The organism is Paraburkholderia sp. SEWSISQ10-3 4 (assembly GCF_030464785.1).
GTDB classification, from domain to species: Bacteria; Pseudomonadota; Gammaproteobacteria; order Burkholderiales; family Burkholderiaceae; genus Paraburkholderia; species Paraburkholderia aspalathi.
Genome location: NZ_JALPRI010000010.1, coordinates 127,992 through 148,717 on the forward strand (window position 1 = coordinate 127,992; position 20,726 = coordinate 148,717).

Sequence of the window (20,726 nt, forward strand, 5' to 3'; positions counted from 1 at the left end):
AGTCGTAAAGATGAGCTACACCGAGACAATCGGCAGCCGCACGTATCGCTTTGCCGACCTGAAGACCTTGATGGCAAAGGCCAGTCCGCAGCGTTCCGGCGATCAACTCGCGGGCGTCGCGGCGGCGAGCGAAGAGGAGCGCGTCGCGGCCAAGATGGCGCTCGCGCAGGTGCCGCTGCGCACGTTTCTCAACGAAGCATTGATCCCGTACGAAAGCGACGAAGTCACGCGCCTCGTGATCGACGATCACTCGACGCAAGCGTTCGCTGAGATCTCGCATCTGACGGTCGGCGATTTCCGGAACTGGCTGTTGAGCAGCACGACCGATGCCGACGCGCTCACGCGCATCACCGCCGGCCTCACGCCGGAAATGGTTGCTGCAGTCTCGAAGCTGATGCGCAATCAGGATCTGATCGCGGCGGCGCGCAAGCGTCCGGTGATTACGCGCTTTCGCAATACGATCGGCTTGCCCGGTCACATGTCGGTGCGTCTGCAACCGAATCATCCAACCGACGATGTCAAAGGTATCGCCGCGTCGATGCTTGATGGCCTGATGTACGGCTGTGGTGACGCGATGATCGGCATCAATCCGGCCAGCGACAATCTTGCCGCGATCACCAAGCTATTGCTGATGATCGACGACTTCCGCCAACGCTATCAGGTGCCCACGCAATCGTGCGTGCTGACTCACGTCACGAACACGATTGCCGCGATTGAAAAAGGTGCACCTGTCGATCTGGTGTTTCAGTCGATTGCCGGGACAGAGAAAGCGAACTCGGGTTTCGGTATTTCGCTTGCGCTGTTGCAGGAAGCGTATGAAGCGGGGTTGTCGCTGAATCGCGGCACTGTCGGCAATAACCTGATGTATTTCGAAACCGGGCAGGGCAGCGCCTTGTCGGCCGATGCGCATTTTGGTGTCGATCAACAGACATGCGAAGTGCGCGCCTATGCGGTCGCGCGCAAATTCAATCCGTTTCTGGTGAACACGGTGGTCGGCTTCATCGGACCGGAGTATCTGTACGACGGCAAGCAGATCACGCGGGCGGGTCTTGAAGACCACTTCTGCGGCAAGCTGCTCGGCGTGCCGATGGGTTGCGACATCTGCTATACGAATCACGCCGAAGCCGATCAGGACGACATGGACAACCTGCTCACGCTACTCGGCGTGGCGGGTATCAACTTCATCATGGGCATTCCAGGCGCGGACGATGTGATGCTCAACTATCAAAGCACGTCATTCCACGATGCATTGTATGTGCGCGACGTGCTCGGTCTGCGCCGAGCACCGGAATTCGAAGAATGGTTGGAGTCCATGCAGATCACCGACGCGCGCGGCACGTTGCTCAGCGCATCGTCACAGCAACCGCTGCTGCAAGGCGCGAATGACTGGATGGGCATCGCATGAGCGACTTCCTCGAAAAGAATCCATGGAACGCGTTGCGGCAATTCACCAATGCGCGCATCGCGTTAGGCCGCGCGGGCAACAGTTTGCCGACTGCACCGTTGCTGGCGTTCAACCTGTCGCATGCGCAGGCGCGCGACGCGGTGCATCATCCACTCGATACGGACGTGCTGCACGAACAGTTGCGTGCGCAAAGTTTCACCACACTGGATGTACATAGCGCCGCGCCCGATCGCGAGCATTATTTGCGGCGTCCGGATCTCGGCAGGCGCTTGAGCGATGAGAGCCGCGCAGCGCTTGGACAACTCAAGGTGGATTCACCCGAAGTGGTCTTTGTCATCGCAGATGGTCTCTCCGCGTTCGCTGCGTCGAAACAATCGATTCCGCTGCTGCAAGCCGTTTGCGCAAAACTCACGGACTGGAAGATCGGTCCCGTAGTCGTCGCACGTCAGTCACGCGTCGCACTCGGTGACGAAATCGGCGAACTGCTTGGCGCCAAACTGGTTGTGATGTTGATCGGCGAGCGTCCGGGTTTGAGTTCGCCCGATAGTCTCGGTATCTACCTGACTTACGCGCCGAAAGTAGGCTGCAGCGATGCGCAACGTAACTGCATTTCTAACGTACGTCCGGAAGGTCTGAATTACGAGTCAGCCGCACACAAGTTGCACTATCTGCTGACGCACGCAAGACGCCTGGGTCTCACGGGCGTTGGTTTGAAAGACGACAGCGATTCACTGCTCGCGAGTACGCCGACAACACCCGCGGTCGGCGACGACTCGAACTAGGCACGACACAGAAACGCTAAGCATCCGCCCGTTCCACCGGATGGGTCTCCAACCAAGCGTTCTCTTCATCCTCGAAGAGCCGCGAGCGCGTCAAAAATCGCAACCCGCTCGGCCGCTCCAGAGAAAACATCCCGCCATTCCCCGGCACCACATCGATGATCAACTGCGTGTGCTGCCAGTATTCGAACTGCGATTCGCTCATATAGAACGGCACGCCGGCAATCGTGCCGAGTTTGACATCGGACGAGCCGACCATGAACTCGCTCTGAGGGAACATCATCGGCGCGCTGCCGTCGCAGCATCCACCGGATTGGTGAAACAGCACGGCCCCGTGTTCCGCGCATAGCTTATCGATCAAATCGACCGCAGCAGGCGTGGCGATCACGCGGGCTACTTCCTTCTCATCAGCCATCACATGCCCTCGTTGAAAAAGAGCGAGCCGCGCAATGCGGCCCGCTCGTACAGGCTTTTTACGCTCAGAAGAAACCGAGCGGCTTGTCGCTATAGCTGACGAGCAGGTTCTTGGTCTGCTGATAGTGATCGAGCATCATCTTGTGATTTTCGCGGCCGATGCCCGATTGCTTGTATCCACCGAACGCAGCATGCGCCGGATACGCGTGATAGCAGTTGGTCCACACGCGGCCCGCCTGGATTTGCCGGCCGAAGCGATAGGCGCGCGTACCGTCGCGTGTCCATACACCGGCGCCCAGACCGTAGAGCGTATCGTTGGCGATCTCGAGCGCTTCGTCTTCGTTCTTGAACGTCGTCACCGAAACGACCGGCCCGAAGATTTCTTCCTGGAAGATGCGCATCTTGTTGTGGCCGCGGAATACGGTCGGCTTCACGTAGTAACCCTTGCTCAGTTCGCCGCCGAGCGTATTGCGCTCACCGCCGATGAGACATTCAGCGCCTTCCTGCTTGCCAAGGTCGACATACGAGAGGATTTTTTCCAGCTGTTCCTGCGAGGCTTGTGCACCGATCATCGTCTTCGTGTCGAGCGGATGGCCTTGCGTGATCGCAGCCACACGCTTCAACGCGCGCTCCATGAAGCGGTCGTAAATCTTTTCGTCGATCAGCACACGCGACGGACACGTACACACTTCGCCCTGATTCAGCGCGAACATCGTGAAGCCTTCGAGCGCCTTGTCGAAATAGCTGTCGTCCGCATTCATCACGTCGGCGAAGAAAATGTTCGGGCTCTTGCCGCCGAGTTCGAGCGTCACCGGAATGATGTTCTGGCTCGCGTACTGCATGATCAGGCGGCCGGTCGTCGTCTCGCCCGTGAACGCGATCTTCGCGATGCGCTTGCTCGATGCGAGCGGCTTGCCGGCTTCGAGGCCGAAACCGTTCACCACGTTCAGCACGCCCGGCGGCAACAGATCGTGGATCAGTTCGAGCAGCACGAGAATCGACGCAGGCGTTTGCTCGGCCGGCTTCAGCACGATGCAATTGCCGGCGGCCAATGCAGGCGCGAGCTTCCACACCGCCATCAGGATCGGGAAATTCCACGGAATGATCTGGCCGACCACGCCGAGCGGCTCGTGGAAGTGATACGCGACGGTGTCGTCGTCGATCTGGGAGAGCGAGCCTTCCTGCGCACGCACGGCGCCGGCGAAATAGCGGAAGTGGTCGATGGCTAGCGGGATATCCGCGGCCATCGTTTCGCGTAGCGGCTTGCCGTTGTCGATTGTTTCAGCCACGGCGATGCGCTGCAGATTCGCTTCCATCCGATCGGCGATGCGGTTCAGGATGTTCGCGCGTTCGGTGGTCGAGGTCTTGCCCCACGCTGCCTTCGCACGATGCGCGGCGTCGAGGGCGAGTTCGATATCGGCTTCGCGTGAGCGCGGGATCGACGTGAACGGCTCACCGGTGATCGGTGACACGTTGTCGAAGTACTCGCCGCCCACCGGCTTTACCCATTCGCCGCCGATAAAATTTCCATACTGCTTTTTGTACGGGAATTCGGTAGTCAGAAACTGCATCTCTGCGTGATTCATCTGTGTGCTCCTCACATGTTTGAATGGGCTATATTCGGCGCGATATTTCGCTAGCCGCGACAGACTAGAGCCAGAACTGTGCCAATGCACCGCGCTGGTGAGCTGTGCACGTGCAGCAGGCACGCCCGCAGGCATGGCGCGCAGACCTGTTCACCTTGTCAAACGATGAACGTCTCGTTTCTGATCAGTGTGCGCAGCCCTGTTCATGGATTGAACAGGCCGGGAGCATGTGCGGCCGAGGTCAAAGCAATGTAAGGAGCGAATCCGTTCGGCATGGGAATTGCCTTCCAGATCTCCTCAATACTTCGATTTCGTAGATCCGGTATGACGATTGAATTCCGAACCGACAGCCTGACAGCATCGACGCACGCGCAACAGCCGAGCTTTTGCGTGCAGACCTGCGTCGCCTACGACGCCGACGAGCAGGCGCGCAACCTCCATGGCTGGAGCCAGACCTACGACCAGTTGACCGCGGGCCGCTTCGTCGGCGGTTTGACGGAGTTGTGCCTCGACCACATGCAGGTGTTCGTCGAAACCACCAGCCACACGCTGCGGCAGACCTGCGAGGTGCAGGAGGACGCCTACTGGTTCGGCATTCCGACTTGCCCCGCGGGCTCCGGTCGTATCGATACGCAGGTGATCTCGAGCGATGCGCTCGCGTTTCGTCCGGGCGGGATCGAATTTGAATTGCTGACTTCGGCGGGCTACGAGATTTTCGGTGTGGTGGTGAAGAGTGAAGTGCTGCGCCGCTACGCGGCGGAAGTGGAGCGGGTCGGTCTGGCCGACCATCTGCCGAACACGGAAGTCGTGCCGATCGGCACGGCTCGCAAGGAGCGCTTGTGCGCATCGCTGCGTCAGCTTCTGGACGACGGTGCGGCGAATGGTGCGCCGCTGTCCACGTTCGCACGCAATAATTTGCAGGCGTCGGTGCTGGCCTCGTTGTTCGACGTCGGTGCGTTACCGGCCAATGGGCAGATTGAAATGCCCACGCGTGGGCGGCGTCAGTCGATCGTGTCGGAAGCGCGTGAGTATGTTCTGGCCAATCGCGAGCGCGCGATCAACGTGCCGGAGTTGTGCGAGCGACTGCATGTGAGCCGCCGCACTTTGCAATACTGCTTTCAGGATGTGTTGGGTATGGCGCCCGCCACGTATTTACGCACGATCCGCCTGAACGGTGCGCGACGAGATCTGTGCAACGCGTCACGTGATTCGCGTTCAGTTCAGGATATCGCAGCGGCGTGGGGCTTCTGGCATCTGAGCCAGTTTGCGACCGACTACCGGAAGCTGTTCGGCATGCGGCCTTCCGATACCTTAAAGGCCGCCTTTGGCGCTCACCAGGCAACGGGTCGCCGTTCGTTCTCTCATTAGCGCTGCGCCGCCGCGCCGCATTGCTGGCAGAAACGTGCGCCGGCCGGCAGCAAGGCTTGGCACTCTTTGCATGCGGCCGACGCCAGTGACGCGCCGCATTGCTGACAAAAGCGGGCGCTTGTCGTGTTGACGGCCCGACAACCCGAACAGGTTACGCCGGTCGTCAACGTCGATGCGGGCGGCGGCCTGCCGCCATTACCATCGTCCCGCGAGCCGTTGCCGTCTCCGCGTCCCCAGTCGCCATGTCCGCTGCTCCGATACCCACCGCCGTGGTGACCGCCGCCGCGATGCCCGCTCAACATCTTTTCCCAGAATCCCATGTCAACCTCCCTTTTCCAGCAATTGAAACGGGCCTGCTGCCGCACACTTAACTGCGCAACAGCCGCAAGCCATTCGCCACCACCAGCAGGCTCGCGCCCACATCGGCGAATACGGCCATCCACATCGTGCCCAGACCCATCATCGTCAGCACGAGGAAGACGCTCTTGATGCCGAGCGCCAGTGTGATGTTCTGCACCAGCACCGAATGCGTTGCCTTCGACAAACGGATGAACTGCGGAATCTTGCGCAGATCGTCGTCCATCAAGGCGACGTCGGCGGTTTCGATCGCGGTGTCGGTGCCCATCGCGCCCATCGCAAAGCCGATGTCGGCGCGCGCTAGTGCCGGGGCGTCGTTGATGCCGTCACCGACCATGCCCACCGTCGCGCCTTCCTGCGACCACTGCGCCACCGCGTTCAGCTTGTCTTCCGGCAACTGATTGCCGCGCGCTTCGTCGATACCGACCTGCTGCGCGATCGCGGCGGCCGTGTGTGGGTTGTCGCCGGTGAGCATGGCGGCGCGCACGCCGAGGCGCTGCAAATCTGCGATGGCGGCGCGGCTCGTGTCCTTCACCGTATCGGCGACGGCGAACAGTGCGAGCACGCGTTCGGCATCCACCAACATCACGACGGTTTTGCCTTGTCCCTCGAGCGTATCCAGCCGCGCTTCGAGCGACGCCGAGCAGCGCCCGAGCTCTTCGACCAGCCGATGATTGCCGAGCCAATACGGCAAGCCGTCGATGTCGCCGCGCACACCACGACCCGCCAGTGCCTCGAACGCCTCGACCGTGGCGCTGGTGCTAGCGATGCTGTCGCTTTTCGCCGCTGCCGCGATCGCCATCGACACCGGATGATCCGAGCGGCCCGCAAGACTCGCCGCAAGCGTCCTGCAACGAACGACGTCGACGTCGGCCAGTATCTCGAACTCGGTTTGCACCGGCTTGCCGTGCGTGATCGTGCCGGTTTTGTCGAGCGCGAGCCGGCTCAGCTTGCGGCCCTGTTCGAGATAGGCGCCGCCTTTGATCAAGATGCCTTTGCGAGCGGCCGCAGCAAGGCCGCTCACGATCGTCACCGGCGTCGAAATCACCAGTGCGCACGGGCAGGCGATCACGAGCATCACCAGCGCCTTGTAGACCCATTCGTGCCACTGTCCGCCGAACAGCAAGGGCGGCAGCACCGCCACGGCGAGCGCGGCGGCGAACACGATCGGCGTGTAGACGCGCGCGAACTGATCAACGAAACGCTGCGTCGGCGCTTTGGTACCTTGTGCTTCCTCGACCGCGTGGATGATGCGCGCGAGCGTGGTGTTGCTGGCCGCGGCCGTGACGCGGTAGTCGAACGAACCGGCCTGATTGATCGTGCCGGCGAAGACCGCGTCGCCAACGGTCTTGTCGACGGGCAGGCTTTCACCGGTGATCGGCGCCTGATCGACGCTCGAGCGGCCCACGACGATTTCTCCGTCGAGCGCGATCCGCTCACCTGGCTTCACACGCACCACCGCGCCGAGTGCGATCGCCTTGAGGTCCAAGAGACGCCAGCTGCCGTCCGCTTGCTGCACGCTCGCCTGTTCGGGCGTCAACTGCATCAAGCCTTGGATAGCATTGCGGGCGCGGTCGAGCGACTTCGCTTCGATCAGTTCGGCGATCGTGAAGAGCACCATCACCATCGCGGCCTCCGGCCACTGTTGCAGGATCAGCGCGCCGGTTACCGCAATGCTCATCAGCGCATTGATGTTGAGGTTGCCGTTGCGGATCGCGACCCAGCCCTTCTTGTACGTCGTGAGGCCGCAGGAGGCGATCGCGAGGAGCGCCAGACACGCTGCCAGCCAGACGGGGGCACCAAGCCAGCCCGCAGCCTCTGAGCCCACCGCAGCGATACCTGCGAGCGCCAGCGGCCACCACGGCTTCGACGGCGCTTGAGGCGCGGCGGCTGCCGTGTCCGGATTCGCGTCTGCCAGTTCAGGCGTGAAGTCGAGCGAACGGATTGCGGCGAGGATCGTTTCGAGGGCGTCCGGCGCGTGCACGACGGTCAACACGCGCTGCATCAGGTTGAAGTCCATGCTGCGCACGGACGGCATGCGGCTGAATTTCTTGCGGATCAGCGCTTCTTCGGTCGGGCAGTCCATCTGCATGATGCGGATCGCGGTGCGCAGATCGCTGCCGACGGCTTCCGATTGCGGGAGCTTGACCGGCGGGGCCGCAGCGTGCGCGGTTCCGCAGCAGGACGCCTCGGCGTGGCTGCGGGCGTGTGCGTGGTCGTGATTGAGCTCGTTCGCTGCGCCGCCATGGCTGCAGCTTTCACCGTGCTCGTGAGCCTGTGCTTCGTGGTCATGCGCCTGGTCGGGGTCATGTGCTTCGCGGCCGTGACCGCAGCTTTCGCCGTGCTCGTGAGCGTCTTCACGAGCACCCGCCTCATGTCCGTGACCGCAGGATTCGGGATGACCGTGGCCATCCGCTTTCTCATCGGAATGGTCGCGGACATGCCCGTCATGCCCGTGGGCACTGGCTTTGGCCCGTTCCGGGCGATCCGCTTCGGCGAGGTTGGCGTGAGGCATGGGTGGCTTCCTGGTTCGATTTGTGGTCTAGTAAACACCTTGAAGCCACTACAAGGTCAAGGCCGCATTCCGGAGGGACCATGAAAATTGGCGAACTGGCGAAAATCGCCCACTGCACGACCGAAACCATCCGTTTCTACGAAAAAGAGGGCCTGTTGCCCGAAGCGGAGCGCACCGAAGCCAATTACCGCAGTTATTCGGCCCGACACGTCGAACGGCTGCGCTTCATCCGCAACTGCCGCGCGCTCGACATGACCCACGACGAAATCCGTGCGTTGCTGCGTCTAACAGACGCACCGGCAGACGGCTGCGGCGGCATCAATACCCTGATCGACGAGCACATTGCGCACGTCGACACGCGTATCGACGAATTGAAGCAACTGAAAGCGCAACTGACCACGCTGCGCGAGCAATGCCACGGCGAGCAGGCCGTTGAAGACTGCGGCATCGTCCAGGGCCTCACCGAAATGGACGTGGGCGCCACGCGCGCGCGGCATACGCATCTGGGTTAAAGCGCTCTGCCCATGCGGCCGGCGCCGCCGACCACGGCAGTGACAGCATTCCCGGCTGGGCCACTTATCCGGCTCACCCAATAAACAATCGAATCCAGTTGGAGAATCAACGTGTTTACCTGTAGAAACCAGCCCTGCGGCGAGCAGTGGGAAATGTCGGACGTCGTCATCAAGAATGAAGGGCAGGGGCTCCTGTTCCGTTGCCCGATGTGCGGCGCGCGCAATTACGTCGAACGTTTCGACGGGGAAGATGGCTCGGTGCTGTACGAGCAGATCGAAGGCCGTCCCGCCACCGGCCCCATGGCCGAGTAGTCCCTGGCCTTCAGTCTCTTCAGCCTCTTCCGTCGATAGCGAGCCCTCACCCTATGAACACTCCCACTCAAGCCGGCGCGCCGTTTAGCCAGCTACCGCTACCGCCCGCCACGCTCGCCAACCTGGCGCAACTCGGCTATGTCGAGATGACGCCGATTCAGGCCGCGAGCCTGCCGATCGCGCTGGCGGGTAACGATCTGATCGCCCAGGCGAAAACCGGCAGCGGCAAGACCGCGGCGTTTTCGCTGGCGTTGCTCAACCGCCTCGATGTGCGCAACTTCGCCGTGCAGGCGATGGTGCTGTGCCCGACGCGTGAACTCGCCGACCAGGTCACGCAGGAAATCCGCCGTCTGGCGCGCGCCGAAGAAAACATCAAAGTGCTGACGCTGTGCGGCGGCACGCCGATGCGTCCGCAAACGGCCAGCCTCGAACACGGTGCGCATATCGTGGTCGGTACGCCGGGCCGGATCATGGATCACCTCGAGCGCGGCAGCCTGCCGTTGCAGTCGCTCAACACGCTGGTGCTCGACGAAGCCGACCGCATGCTCGACATGGGTTTCTTCGACGACATCGCGACCGTCGTGAAGCAATGCCCGAAAGAGCGGCAAACGCTGCTGTTCTCCGCGACGTACCCCGAAGGCATCGTCAAACTCAGCCAGCAATTCCTGCGTAATCCGAAGGAAGTGAAGCTCGCCGAGCGGCACGACAACACGAAGATTCGCCAGCGCTTCTATGAAGTGACCGAGGACCAGCGTCTGCATGCCGTCGGTTTGTTGCTGAACCACTATCGTCCGGTGAGCACGCTGGCGTTCTGCAATACCAAGCAGCAGTGCCGCGATCTGCTCGACGTGCTGCGCGCGCAGGGCTTTCATGCGCTCGCGTTGCATGGCGAACTCGATCAGCGTGAACGCGATCAGGTGCTGATCCAGTTCGCAAACCGGAGTTGCTCGGTGCTGGTTGCGACGGACGTTGCCTCGCGCGGTCTCGACATCGCAGAGTTGGAAGCGGTGATCAACGTCGACGTGACGCCGGACCCGGAAGTGCACGTGCACCGCATCGGCCGCACGGGTCGCGCCGATCAGGAAGGCTGGGCGCTGAGTCTCGCCAGCATGAACGAGATGGGCCGCGTGGGCAGTCTCGAACAGGCGCAAAAGCGTGAGGTTGAATGGCACAAGCTGGCCGATCTCAAGCCGGCGAGCAACGAGCGTCTGCTGCCGCCGATGGAAACGCTGCAGATTCTCGGCGGCCGCAAGGAAAAGATCCGTCCGGGTGACGTACTCGGCGCGCTCACTGGCGAAGCAGGTTTCGCCGGTTCGCAGATCGGCAAGATCAACGTGACTGAAATGTCCACATACGTGGCCGTGGAGCGCAGCGTCGCGCGCGAGGCACTGCGCAAGCTCAGCGGGGGCAAGGTGAAGGGCAAGAAGGTCAAAGTTCGCATGATGGACGACGCCTGATCGTCGATTAGTTTGCTTTTGACGGCTGCGACCGCCTGGTCGCAGCCGGATTGTTCTGCAGCGCCACTGCGCGCCGTCGTTGCAAATAGCAGCAATCAGCAGCAAATCGCCCCATCGCATTACCGCTCCGCATCACATTACGTCATACCTCTGCTGTTTTCCGTGCGCTCCATGCGCCTGCATTTCTCCCGCCAAACCCCCGATTTCATTGCCATAGCCTGCTCCAGCACGGCATTGCGCGAGCCATGACGTAAACGCATGCCGCGCATGACAAAGTTTCGATTGTGACGGTTCTTTGGCTGATGCCTAATCATCGAACCGGATGGGACCGCCGTGCTGTGGGCAGTCCGCGAATCCGCTGCCGGATGGAGAAAGGGAGAAAGCCTTATGCAGAGCGCCATGCAAGCCCGCTCGAAACTGCCTGATGTAGGCACGACGATTTTTACCGTGATCGGCCAACTGGCTGCGCAATACGATGCGCTGAACCTGTCGCAAGGTGCGCCGAATTTCGCGCCCGACGCGAAGCTGATCGACGGTGTCGCGCAAGCCATGCGCGCCGGCCATAACCAGTACGCGCCGATGGCCGGCATCGGCGCCCTGCGCGAAGCGCTCGCCGACAAGGTCGAGACGCTGTACGGCGTGCGCTACGACCCGTCGAGCGAAGTCACGGTGATTGCCAGCGCCAGCGAAGGCCTGTATTCGACGATCAGCGCCTTGGTGCATCCGGGCGATGAAGTGATTTACTTCGAGCCGTCATTCGATAGCTACGGCCCGATCGTTCGGCTGCAAGGCGCAACGCCGATCGCGATCAAACTGTCGCTCACCGATTTCCGCGTCGATTGGGACGAGGTCGCCGCCGCGATCACGCCGAAGACGCGCATGATCATCATCAACACGCCGCACAACCCGACCGCGACCGTGTTCAGCGAGGCCGACATCGCGCGTCTGAAGGCCGTGACGCGCAACACCGACATCGTGATTCTCGCCGACGAAGTCTACGAACACGTGGTGTTCGACGGCGCCAAACATCAAAGCATGGCCTGCGATTCCGAACTCGCTGAACGTAGCGTGATCGTGTCGTCATTCGGCAAGTCGTATCACGTGACCGGTTGGCGCGTCGGCTATTGCCTCGCGCCCGCTGCGCTCATGGACGAGATTCGCAAAGTCCATCAGTTCATGGTGTTTTCTGCTGATACGCCGATGCAGTACGCGTTTGTCGATGCGCTGGCCAATCGCGAGAGCTACCTCGGCCTGTCCGCGTTCTATCAGAAGAAGCGCGATCTGCTCGCCCATGCGTTGCGCGAGTCGCGCTTCGAATTGCTGCCGAGCGAAGGCAGCTTCTTCATGCTCGCGCGTTTCCGCGGTTTCTCCGAGGAAAGCGATAGCGACTTCGTGCTGCGCCTGATTCGCGATGCGCGTGTCGCGACGATTCCGCTGTCGGCGTTTTATACCGACGGCACGGATTCAGGTTTGATCCGCCTGAGCTTCTCGAAAGACGACGCGACCTTGATCGAAGGCGCGCGACGTCTGTGCGAAATCTAATTTGACAGCAGTATGATCGTCGCGCGATCACGTCGTTACGCATCAGCGCGCAGCATGCTGCGTTACAACAATATCGAAGGAAAAGGGACCCGTTATGAAATTGCTCAAGCCTCTACTGGCGCTGGCCTGCGCATTCGCGTCGATTGCTGCGTCGTCAGCCGCGATCGCCGCCGACACCTCGACGCTGCGTTTCGGACTCGAGGCGCAGTATCCGCCGTTCGAATCGAAAGGGCCGAACGGTGAGTTGCAAGGTCTCGACATCGACGTCGGCAATGCCGTGTGCGTCGCTGCGCACATGACGTGCAAATGGGTCGAAACCTCGTTCGACGGCTTGATTCCCGCGCTGCAAGGCCGCAAGTTCGACGCGATCAATTCGGCGATGAATGCCACCGAGCAGCGCCGTCAGGCGATCGATTTCACAACCGTTGTGTATCGCGTGCCGACGCAACTGATCGCGAAGCGCGACAGCGGTTTGCTGCCGACGCCGGAATCGTTGAAGGGCAAACGCGTCGGCGTGTTGCAGGCGTCGATTCAGGAAACCTTCGCGAAGGCGCATTGGGAACCGGCGGGTGTCACCGTCGTGCCGTATCAGGATCAGAACCAGGTCTATACGGATCTGCTGGCGGGCCGACTCGATGCGACGCTCGTTCTCGCGCCGGCCGGTCAGACGGGATTTCTGTCGAAGCCTACCGGCAAGGACTACGCGTTCGTCGGGCAGCCGGTGCGCGATGACAAGATTCTTGGCAGCGGCATCGCCTACGGGATCCGCAAGGGCGACACCGCGTTGCGTGATCAACTGAACGCGGCGATCGCGAAGGTTCAGGCCGACGGCACGGTGAAGACGCTGGCGGCGAAGTATCTCGGCAATATCGACATCACGCCGAAGTAACTTATTGACCGTATTGCTGACCGTGCGCGGCGGGTGCCGCATTGCGATCGACGCCGCGAAATTCGTTTTCGGCGTCGATCATGCGGCGCTTGAGCATCGGCACGTTGTTGACTACGCGCAAGCTCGTGCGCATGGCGCTCAACGCCATTCTTCCGACCACCGGCCGATGCAACGCGCTGCGCGCGTCGAACTGCTTGCGCGATTCCGCGACCGCATGAAAACCGTAGCGGCGCATCTCCTCCTCGTAACCCGCGACGGCGTCGTAGCCCGACAGCTTGCCCTGTTGTGCGTCGGCTAGACGCGCAGCGAGTAGTGCGGCATCGCGCAACGCGGTGTTCGCACCGACGCCGCGGCCCGGCGTCATCAGATGCACGGCGTCACCCAGAACCGTGACGTTGGTGGTCGGCCATGCATCGACAGGCACCGACGTGCGCACATCGACGCTGAAAGTGGTGGAAGGATCCGATGCGCGAATCAGGGCGCGCAGATTGGGATGCCAGCCATCGGTGATCTGCGTCGCGAGTGCGAGTAACGCGGCCGGTCCGAGCGATTTGGGATCGGCCGGCAAGTTGTGCAGTGCGCCCCAGACACCCCACATCAGATAGTCGCGCGTGTTGTCGTAGAGCAATCCGGGCCAGCGCGAGAGCAACTCGGCGTCGTTGCTGCCGATGCCTTCCTTCATTCCGCCGCCGTCCGCGCGCCACGGAAATTCCATCACATGGATGATCCCGCCATAGCCCTTCGGTGCATTGATTAACGTCATGCCGTCGAGCACCTTGGGCGGCAGCAGCGCGCGTGATGTTTCGTCCATCGGCACCTTCGCGCCGATGCTGACGATGCCGGTGTTTTCAAGCTTCGCGTGCGGCAGAAGTTGGCGGCGCACCTTCGAACGCGCGCCGTCCGCACCGACGAGCAGATCGGCGCTCACGTGCGTGCCATCCGCGAAATGCGCGGTGACGCTACCGTCGTCGTTCTGCTCGTACGACGTGAATGTCTTGTCGAAGTGCACTTGCGCTTCGAGACCTGTCAGCAGGACTTGCCTGAGCGTCATCCGGCTGACCGATTTGCCGCCGCTCATCGATTCGTCTTCAAGCGGCACCGTGAGCAATTCGGTCATGCGCTCGGTCAGGATGTTGAAGCGGCCGGGTGTACGCGCGCAGGTCGCGAGAAAAGTCGCATAGAGTTCGGGCGGAAGACACGCTTCCAGCGACGCGAGCCCGTGCGGATTGATGCCGACGCGATAGCCCTGCAAACCGTCCGCGCGCGTGCGGTCGCGTTCGTAGACATTCACGTTGATGCCGGCGCGCTTCAAGCCGTGCGCCAGACAGAGACCGCCCGTGCCGGCCCCGATCACGATCACCTCCATGGGTTCACGACTCATGACTTCGCCTCCTTCTTTGCGGCAGGTTGGACAAGCCGGTACTTGTATTCACCGGCCGGCAGCGTGAAACGTTGAGCGATTTCTTCTATCCATTCCTGGCTCCAGGTGAGCGTGCCAGCTTTCAGATCGGTCACCACGCTGCGAACCCATTCCAGCTCGACAACGAGTTGCGCGCGCACGAGTTCAACTTCGAGCAGGAACAGCCGCGGTACTTCCATCTGGGTGGCTTGTGCGGTGGCTTCATCGAGCCGGGCCAATTCCCGCTCAAGCGCGCCGATGCGGGTATCGAGCTGACGGCACACGTCTTCGGGCGAGAGCAGCGGCAGAAGCGAGAGCGCGGCCGGAAAGGCCGGGAAATCGCGGGTGCGCTGCGCAAGCTGTTCGCGCAGCCAAAGACGCCCGGTGTCACGGCCGGCTTCGGTGATTTCATAGACCGTGCGTTCGGGGAACGCGCCGTCGCGCTCCGTCTCGCGGATGGCGATCAGATCGCCGCGCACCAGGCGATCGATGGTCTGGTACAGGCTGTTGCGCTGGCCAACGTTGATGACCTCGTCCTTGCCGCGTGCCTTGATGAGCTGCTGCATCCGGTACGGATGCATCGGCGCTTCGGTAAGCATGGCGAGGACGGCGAGGGCGAGCGGAGAGTGGCGGACCATAGTCAAGGTGGCTGCAGGCTAGTCTTTGTTGATCTAGTCATAATATAACTATGTGTTTTGAGATTGGCAAGCGTGGAATTCCGGGATTTCCTGGGGATAAGATGCGTTCGACGCTGGTCCGAGGCGGTTTGGACCGTTACGATGTGGTTCGCGCCGACTGTGCCGCGGCGACGAAGTTGCGACGGAATAAAGCGCCTGACCGAGGAGCACGAGATGAGCGGGACGAATGACCGGAGTGATTCAGCGGTGATGGCGGCGCCGAAATTCTGGCGCGATGACGCGTTGCCGTTCATCGAGGCGCGTTCCATCGAAGACGGCCGCGAGGTCTGCTATGCCAAGCACTCGCACGAGACGTTCTCGATCGGCGCCGTCACCGGCGGCCGTAGCGTGTATTTGAATCGTCACGCGAGTGAATGGATCGGCGCCGGTGCGGTCGTGATGATGAATCCGGACGACGTGCACGCGTGCAACCCGGTTGCCGACGAGCGCTGGTCGTATCGGATGCTGCATGTGGACGTTGATTGGCTCACGGGTCTGCAACACGACCTGGGTTTCAGCGACAACCACGCGTTTCGCGCTTTCTCGCAGACCATGACGACGGACCCGGCGTTGTTCGACGGTTTGAACCGTCTCTACGCGATTCTCGTCGACGATGACAGCGAGCCCATGCGCAAGGAAAGCGCAGCGCTCTCGTTCTTCTCGGAAGTCCAGCAAAAGTTGAATCCGGCGCCCTTGCCGGATCACGATGCGAGCGGCCAACTCGCGCGCGCCGCGGAATTCATCGCCGAGAATTGCACCCGTCCGCTGAAGCTCGAGGATGTGTGCGAGGCGGCTGAGCTATCCGCTTCGCACCTGATCCGCGCATTCAAACAGCGTTACGGCATGACGCCGCACGCGTATCTGATCAACCGACGCATCCAGTTCAGCCGCGCGCAACTCCGGCGCGGCCACCCGATCGCGGATGTTGCCCTCGATGCCGGCTTCGCCGATCAGGCGCATTTGCAGCGGACGTTCAAGCGGCTGGTCGCGGCAACGCCGGGGCAGTATCGCAGTTGAATTGCGGGCGCGTGTTTCGCGTCACGCTATCAGCAGATACAACGCGCTAGCCGCGAGCAAAGCCGCCATCACACGATTGAAAAACCTCACGCGCTTCGGCTCCTGCAAGTATCGACGCAGGAACGTGCCGGCATACGCCCAGCTGGCAATCGACAGATAGCAAATCACGAAGTACACGACGGTGAATTGCCAGACGAGCCGGCCATCGCCGTCGGCCGCGTAGGCGCCCATGCCGGCTAGTGATGCGAGCCACGCTTTCGGATTGAGCCATTGCATTGCCGCGCCGTAGGCGAAGGAGGGTCCGCGGCTGGGTTTGTCCGCGCCGAGCTTGCCGTCATCGACGGCGAGTTTGTAGGCCATGTAAAGCAGGAACCCGACGCCGGCCCATTTGGCGATGTCGATCAGATTGGGGAAATGCGCGAGCAACTCGTGCAGACCGAGACCGATGAGCAACAACAGCAGCGTGAACCCGACGGTCGCACCGGTCACGTGCCGCATGCTCGCGGAGAATCCATGTTGCGCGCCGGCGCTAAGCGCGACGACATTGACAGGCCCGGGAGAAATCGACGAGGCCAACGCGAACGCGGCCATGGAGAGTAAGACGGTCATCTGATGCCTCGATACGTGAGTGCGCAGGATTTGCGACGCTCAACGGTATCGGGCAGCAGGGTGGGGTGTATTGAAGGAAATGACTTTCAGTGAAGCGTGTCCGCAGCGCCGCAGCATTTCTTGAATTTCTTGCCGCTGCCGCAAGGACAGGGATCGTTGCGGCCGACTTTGGGTTCGGTGCGTTGCGTCGCGGCGGCGAGCTTCTGCTCATGGACTGCCTGACGGTGAGGCAGCCAGAAACGATAGATCGCGGCGATGCTGGCGGGAATCTGTTTGGTGAGGACTTCCCGCTGTTCTGCCGTGGCGATCAACTGCTGCTCTTCCGGCAGAATCTCGTCCGAGCCCATCAGATACAGCGGATTCAGCCATTCCCGGCCCTGCTCGTTATCGAACAGCGCTTGCCAATCTGCCCGAACCAGCATGAGGCCTTCCATGAAGCCCAAAGCCCACGCTTCGCCGTCGAGGTATTCGCGGTCGCCTATCCGCCTAAAGGCAAGCACTGGTTCGAAATCGTCCGGGTCGTCTTCGAGGCTGGTGATGATGCCGTTCATGTCCCGCAAGATCAGTCCGAGAATATGCTGCGCCTGATCCGTTGTCTCGAATTTGGGAGCGTCATCCTCGTTCGGGCCCCAGACTCGTGGCAGCCAGTAACTTGGCGGTACGGTAGTGGGGCCGATGGCCAAGGCGGTCAGATAGCCGTCCAGGCCCATGATTGTTAGGGTCTCGTCCGACGTTTGGTCGGAAGTCAGAAAGTCATCTAGTTCTTCGAACTCTTTTTCGGAGAGCGGGGCACCCAGATCCCCGGGGCGTAATTTTGACTTGGACATAGTGCGATTCCGGCGTTTTGGATCGTGGGTTCCCGATGGCATGTCGGGGGAATGCGGAGCCGGTATTTTCGCACCGCACCGGCGCTGAAAAGCAAAAAGCCCAGTCGCAAGGACCGGGCTTTTTGTTGAATGCTTTGGTGGGGCGTGAGTGACTCGAACACTCGACCTACGGATTAAGAGTCCGCTGCTCTACCAACTGAGCTAACGCCCCCAACAGAAGCGAAATTATGCCGAAACTTTCCGAGATTGCCAAGCCCCTTTAGCAGATTTCTTAAAAAATCTGGAAGGGCGGCGACCCGGCACTCGAGCTGCCAGCCTTGAGGCAGCGGGAAGGCGCGCGGTTCTCCGTGCCGGTATCATGTCGCGGATACCTGCCGCGCGAAGCGTCGCGCGGCTTTCGACCGGGGACCGCCATGGATGATAAAGAGATTAACGAGCTGCTCGACCGCATCCTCGCACCCTGGGTCCGCGCGCTTACGCTGACTCCGGTCAAGGTCGACGAAGAAAGTGCGACCTTGCGCCTGCCGTTTTCCGGCGGACTGCGCCACTCCGGCGGCGTGATCTGCGGCCAGGTATTCATGGCGGCCGCCGACACGGCAATGATCGTCGCGATTTCGGCCGCGCTCGGCGGTTTCAAGCCGATGAGCACCGTCTCGCTCAACATCAGTTTCATGCGCGCGGTCCGCAACGGCGACGTGCTGATCACCGCGCGCGTGCTGCGCATGGGCCGCAATCTCGTGTTCGGCGAAGTCGAGTTATTCGACGAAGCCGGCAACATGGCCGTCCACGCCACCACCACCTACGCGCTGCTCGACTGACGCCTGAAACGGGCCAGCAAGCTGTATTAGAGGAAAAAGCCAAGATGTTCGATCAGGTCGTATTCGCCGGCGGCGGCAATCGCTGCTGGTGGCAGGCGGGATTCTGGGACGTGGTGCAGCCGGAGCTGGATATCCGTCCGCGCGTCATCGCCGGCATTTCGGCCGGCGCCGCCACTGCGTGCATGCTCTACACGCGCGATTCCGACTGGGTCATGCGCTATTACGAAGACGCGCTGCGCCACAACACCCACAATGCCTACTGGGGCAATCTGCTGCGTGGCGAATCGGTGTTTCCGCACTACCGGATCTACCGGCAGGCGCTGCTCGATATCTATCGCGACAAATTTTCCACGCTCGCCGACGCGCCCGAAATCCGCATCGGCGTGTCGCACCTGCCGCGCTGGCTTGGCGCGCGCAGTGCCGTTGCCGCAGGCCTGATCGCGTACAACATCGAGAAATACGTACGCAAAACGCTGCATCCGACCTTGGGTCAGACGCTCGGCTTTCATCCGGAATTCGTGCGAGCGCAGGATTGCGCGAGCGTCGAGGACCTCGCCGATCTGATCCTGCAATCGTCGAGTACGCCGCCGTTCACGCCGGTTTTACGGCGCAATGGCCGGCCGGTGCTCGACGGCGGGATGGTCGACAACGTGCCGGTCGGCGCGCTCGACGCCGATGCGCCCGGCAACGTGCTGGTGATGGTCACGCGTCTTTATCCGCGGCCGCAGATGTTCGTCGTGCCGCACGGCGTGCAGCAACGGCTCTACGTGCAGCCGTCGCGCAAGGTGCCCATTTCGAGTTGGGACTACACGAGCCCCTCGCAGATGGTGCACGCGTACAACCTCGGCCGCGCCGACGGCGAGACCTTTCTGGAACGCATGCCCGATCTGCTGGAAGCCGGTGCGCACGAAGTGCGCTGAGGTGAACTGAGGTGAGCAACGGCAGGCGCGAGACTAACGCCGAAAATTAACGCCGACGCCCGCCCTGCAACGCTTCCGGATTCGCCACGCTGGACGTATCGCCGGCGTCGAAAGCCAGAATGTTCTGGAATGCAGCGGTGAAATACAGTTCGTAGCTCTCGCGTTCCACGTAGCCGATGTGCGGCGTGCAGATCACGTTCTCCATGCGCAGCAGGCTGTAGCCCTGCAGAATCGGCTCGCTTTCGTAGACGTCGATCGCGACCATCCCCGGACGGTTGTGCGACAACGCATTGACGAGGGCGTTGTCGTCGAGCAATTCGGCCCGGCTCGTGTTCACGAGCAACGCGGTCGGCTTCATCCGCATCAGGTCTTCCTGCTTGACGATGCCGCGCGTGTCGTCATGCAGTCGCAGATGCAACGACAGCACATCGCTTTGCTCGAACAAGGCCTCGCGGCTCTCGGCCACGCCAAAGCCGTCCGCGCGAGCCGCTTCACGCGAATGCTCGCGGCCCCAGATCAGCACGTTCATGCCGAATGCCTTGCCGTACCCGGCAAGCAGGCGGCCGATCTTGCCGTAACCCCAAATCCCCAGCGTTTGACCGCGCAGCACCTGGCCCAAACCGAAGTTCGGCGGCAGCGCCGATGTCTTCAAACCGGACTGCTGCCAGGCTCCTTGCTTAAGGTTTGCTACGTATTGCGGAATCCGTCGTTGAGCGGCCATGATGAGGGCCCAAGTCAGTTCGGCCGGTGCGATCGGTGAGCCGCTGCCTTCCAGCACGGCAATGCCGCGCTCGGTACAGGCTGCCAGATCGATATGGCTGGAGACTTTGCCGGTTTGGCTGATCATGCGCAAACGCGGCAATTTATCGAGTAGTTGCGAGTTGATGCGGGTACGTTCGCGAATCAGGACGAGTGCGTCGACTTCGGAAAGACGGCTCGCCAACTGGCCGAGACCGCGGACGGTGTTGTTGAAAACCTTGACCTCATGGTCGGCCAGCAGTTGAAAGCAGTCGAGCTTGCGGACGGCGTCCTGGTAATCGTCGAGGATGGCAATCTTCATGGTATGTGTCTTGCGGTGCACCATAGCGGTGCGGAACCGAGTGTTATGCTGACTGTCCCACCATGTGACCCAGGTCACATGCCGGTCTGGCTGAATGCCTTACTGTAGAAGCTGCCGCGTAGAACGGCAGCGCCACGGCAAGGCCGATTGACATCGTTTTTAACAGTTTGTTGCGTGTTGAGGCAAGTCGCTTTACAGACGGTTGCAGACGACCGTCGGCTGGAACCTCCGCGCAACGGGCTGTGTAGCCCATGATGACCTGC

Annotated in this window: 20 protein-coding genes and 1 tRNA gene; 11 read left to right on the plus strand and 10 right to left on the minus strand. The window is 61.5% G+C overall.

The window, feature by feature from the left end; genetic code table 11:
* Positions 1–10 precede the first annotated feature (10 nt).
* Complete coding sequence (locus M0D68_RS20100) at positions 11–1,405, plus strand: ethanolamine ammonia-lyase subunit EutB (RefSeq protein ID WP_266225124.1); 1,395 nt, start codon at positions 11–13, stop codon at positions 1,403–1,405.
* A complete protein-coding gene (gene eutC / locus M0D68_RS20105) occupies positions 1,402–2,187 on the plus strand; it encodes an ethanolamine ammonia-lyase subunit EutC (protein WP_266225125.1) in 786 nt (261 codons plus the stop codon). The genes M0D68_RS20100 and eutC overlap by 4 nt, the downstream gene beginning before the upstream one ends.
* Before the next feature lie 16 nt (positions 2,188–2,203).
* Here the strand turns inward: eutC and M0D68_RS20110 are convergent, their stop codons facing one another.
* Together M0D68_RS20110 and adh are read right to left on the minus strand one after the other, a co-directional pair.
* Entirely contained in the window at positions 2,204–2,599 is a 396-nt protein-coding gene (locus M0D68_RS20110; protein ID WP_171925241.1) for a DUF779 domain-containing protein, read from the minus strand.
* Positions 2,600–2,663: 64 nt separating this feature from the next.
* Positions 2,664–4,184, minus strand: coding sequence for an aldehyde dehydrogenase (adh, locus tag M0D68_RS20115; protein WP_266225126.1), 1,521 nt, complete (start codon positions 4,182–4,184; stop codon positions 2,664–2,666).
* Positions 4,185–4,508: 324 nt separating this feature from the next.
* On the opposite strand from adh, the gene M0D68_RS20120 reads away from it, so the two are divergent.
* Entirely contained in the window at positions 4,509–5,552 is a 1,044-nt protein-coding gene (locus M0D68_RS20120; RefSeq protein WP_266225127.1) for a helix-turn-helix domain-containing protein, read from the plus strand.
* On the opposite strand, the gene M0D68_RS20125 is transcribed toward M0D68_RS20120, so the two are convergent.
* Together M0D68_RS20125 and M0D68_RS20130 are read right to left on the minus strand one after the other, a co-directional pair.
* Positions 5,549–5,872, minus strand: coding sequence for a zinc ribbon domain-containing protein (locus M0D68_RS20125; RefSeq protein WP_093634608.1), 324 nt, complete (start codon positions 5,870–5,872; stop codon positions 5,549–5,551). The two genes, M0D68_RS20120 and M0D68_RS20125, sit on opposite strands and share 4 nt — an antisense overlap.
* A gap of 47 nt (positions 5,873–5,919) precedes the next feature.
* A complete protein-coding gene (locus M0D68_RS20130; RefSeq protein WP_266225128.1) occupies positions 5,920–8,424 on the minus strand; it encodes a heavy metal translocating P-type ATPase in 2,505 nt (834 codons plus the stop codon).
* 80 nt (positions 8,425–8,504) lie between these two features.
* On the opposite strand from M0D68_RS20130, the gene cadR reads away from it, so the two are divergent.
* From cadR to M0D68_RS20155, 5 genes are all read left to right on the plus strand, one after another.
* Positions 8,505–8,936 carry a Cd(II)/Pb(II)-responsive transcriptional regulator gene (cadR, locus tag M0D68_RS20135; protein WP_093634609.1) on the plus strand — a complete coding sequence of 144 codons (432 nt, stop codon included), beginning with the start codon at positions 8,505–8,507 and terminating at the stop codon, positions 8,934–8,936.
* A 111-nt stretch (positions 8,937–9,047) separates the two neighbouring features.
* The gene (locus M0D68_RS20140) at positions 9,048–9,248 is read left to right on the plus strand and encodes a hypothetical protein (protein WP_028197690.1); all 201 of its coding nucleotides are present in this window, start codon (positions 9,048–9,050) and stop codon (positions 9,246–9,248) included.
* A 53-nt stretch (positions 9,249–9,301) separates the two neighbouring features.
* Complete coding sequence (gene dbpA / locus M0D68_RS20145) at positions 9,302–10,705, plus strand: ATP-dependent RNA helicase DbpA (protein WP_266211309.1); 1,404 nt, start codon at positions 9,302–9,304, stop codon at positions 10,703–10,705.
* A gap of 387 nt (positions 10,706–11,092) precedes the next feature.
* Positions 11,093–12,247: a pyridoxal phosphate-dependent aminotransferase gene (locus M0D68_RS20150; protein ID WP_266211307.1), complete on the plus strand. Its 1,155-nt coding sequence runs from the start codon at positions 11,093–11,095 to the stop codon at positions 12,245–12,247.
* 94 nt (positions 12,248–12,341) lie between these two features.
* Entirely contained in the window at positions 12,342–13,136 is a 795-nt protein-coding gene (locus M0D68_RS20155) for an ABC transporter substrate-binding protein (RefSeq protein ID WP_093634612.1), read from the plus strand.
* Position 13,137: 1 nt separating this feature from the next.
* On the opposite strand, the gene M0D68_RS20160 is transcribed toward M0D68_RS20155, so the two are convergent.
* Positions 13,138–14,517, minus strand: coding sequence for an NAD(P)/FAD-dependent oxidoreductase (locus M0D68_RS20160; protein WP_266225129.1), 1,380 nt, complete (start codon positions 14,515–14,517; stop codon positions 13,138–13,140).
* On the minus strand, positions 14,514–15,173 hold the full coding sequence (locus M0D68_RS20165) for a PadR family transcriptional regulator (protein WP_093634614.1): 660 nt from the start codon (positions 15,171–15,173) through the stop codon (positions 14,514–14,516). Before M0D68_RS20165 ends, M0D68_RS20160 begins: the two co-directional genes overlap by 4 nt.
* 213 nt (positions 15,174–15,386) lie before the next feature.
* Between M0D68_RS20165 and M0D68_RS20170 the strand changes: the two genes are divergently transcribed.
* Positions 15,387–16,229 (plus strand): AraC family transcriptional regulator, encoded by an 843-nt coding sequence (locus M0D68_RS20170; RefSeq protein ID WP_093634615.1) that lies wholly within the window; start codon positions 15,387–15,389, stop codon positions 16,227–16,229.
* A 21-nt stretch (positions 16,230–16,250) separates the two neighbouring features.
* Here the strand turns inward: M0D68_RS20170 and M0D68_RS20175 are convergent, their stop codons facing one another.
* The 3 genes from M0D68_RS20175 to M0D68_RS20185 form a co-directional block, all read right to left on the minus strand.
* Positions 16,251–16,838 (minus strand): LysE family translocator, encoded by a 588-nt coding sequence (locus M0D68_RS20175; protein ID WP_266225130.1) that lies wholly within the window; start codon positions 16,836–16,838, stop codon positions 16,251–16,253.
* An 86-nt stretch (positions 16,839–16,924) separates the two neighbouring features.
* Positions 16,925–17,665, minus strand: coding sequence for a UPF0149 family protein (locus M0D68_RS20180; protein ID WP_244869812.1), 741 nt, complete (start codon positions 17,663–17,665; stop codon positions 16,925–16,927).
* Positions 17,666–17,800: 135 nt separating this feature from the next.
* Positions 17,801–17,876: transfer RNA gene (locus tag M0D68_RS20185), tRNA-Lys, on the minus strand.
* A 202-nt stretch (positions 17,877–18,078) separates the two neighbouring features.
* Between M0D68_RS20185 and M0D68_RS20190 the strand changes: the two genes are divergently transcribed.
* Both M0D68_RS20190 and M0D68_RS20195 read left to right on the plus strand, forming a co-directional pair.
* Entirely contained in the window at positions 18,079–18,483 is a 405-nt protein-coding gene (locus M0D68_RS20190) for a PaaI family thioesterase (protein ID WP_028197697.1), read from the plus strand.
* Positions 18,484–18,527: 44 nt separating this feature from the next.
* A complete protein-coding gene (locus tag M0D68_RS20195) occupies positions 18,528–19,403 on the plus strand; it encodes a patatin-like phospholipase family protein (RefSeq protein ID WP_266225131.1) in 876 nt (291 codons plus the stop codon).
* A gap of 46 nt (positions 19,404–19,449) precedes the next feature.
* On the opposite strand, the gene M0D68_RS20200 is transcribed toward M0D68_RS20195, so the two are convergent.
* Entirely contained in the window at positions 19,450–20,463 is a 1,014-nt protein-coding gene (locus M0D68_RS20200; RefSeq protein WP_054037183.1) for a D-2-hydroxyacid dehydrogenase family protein, read from the minus strand.
* Between the last annotated feature and the right edge of the window lie 263 nt (positions 20,464–20,726).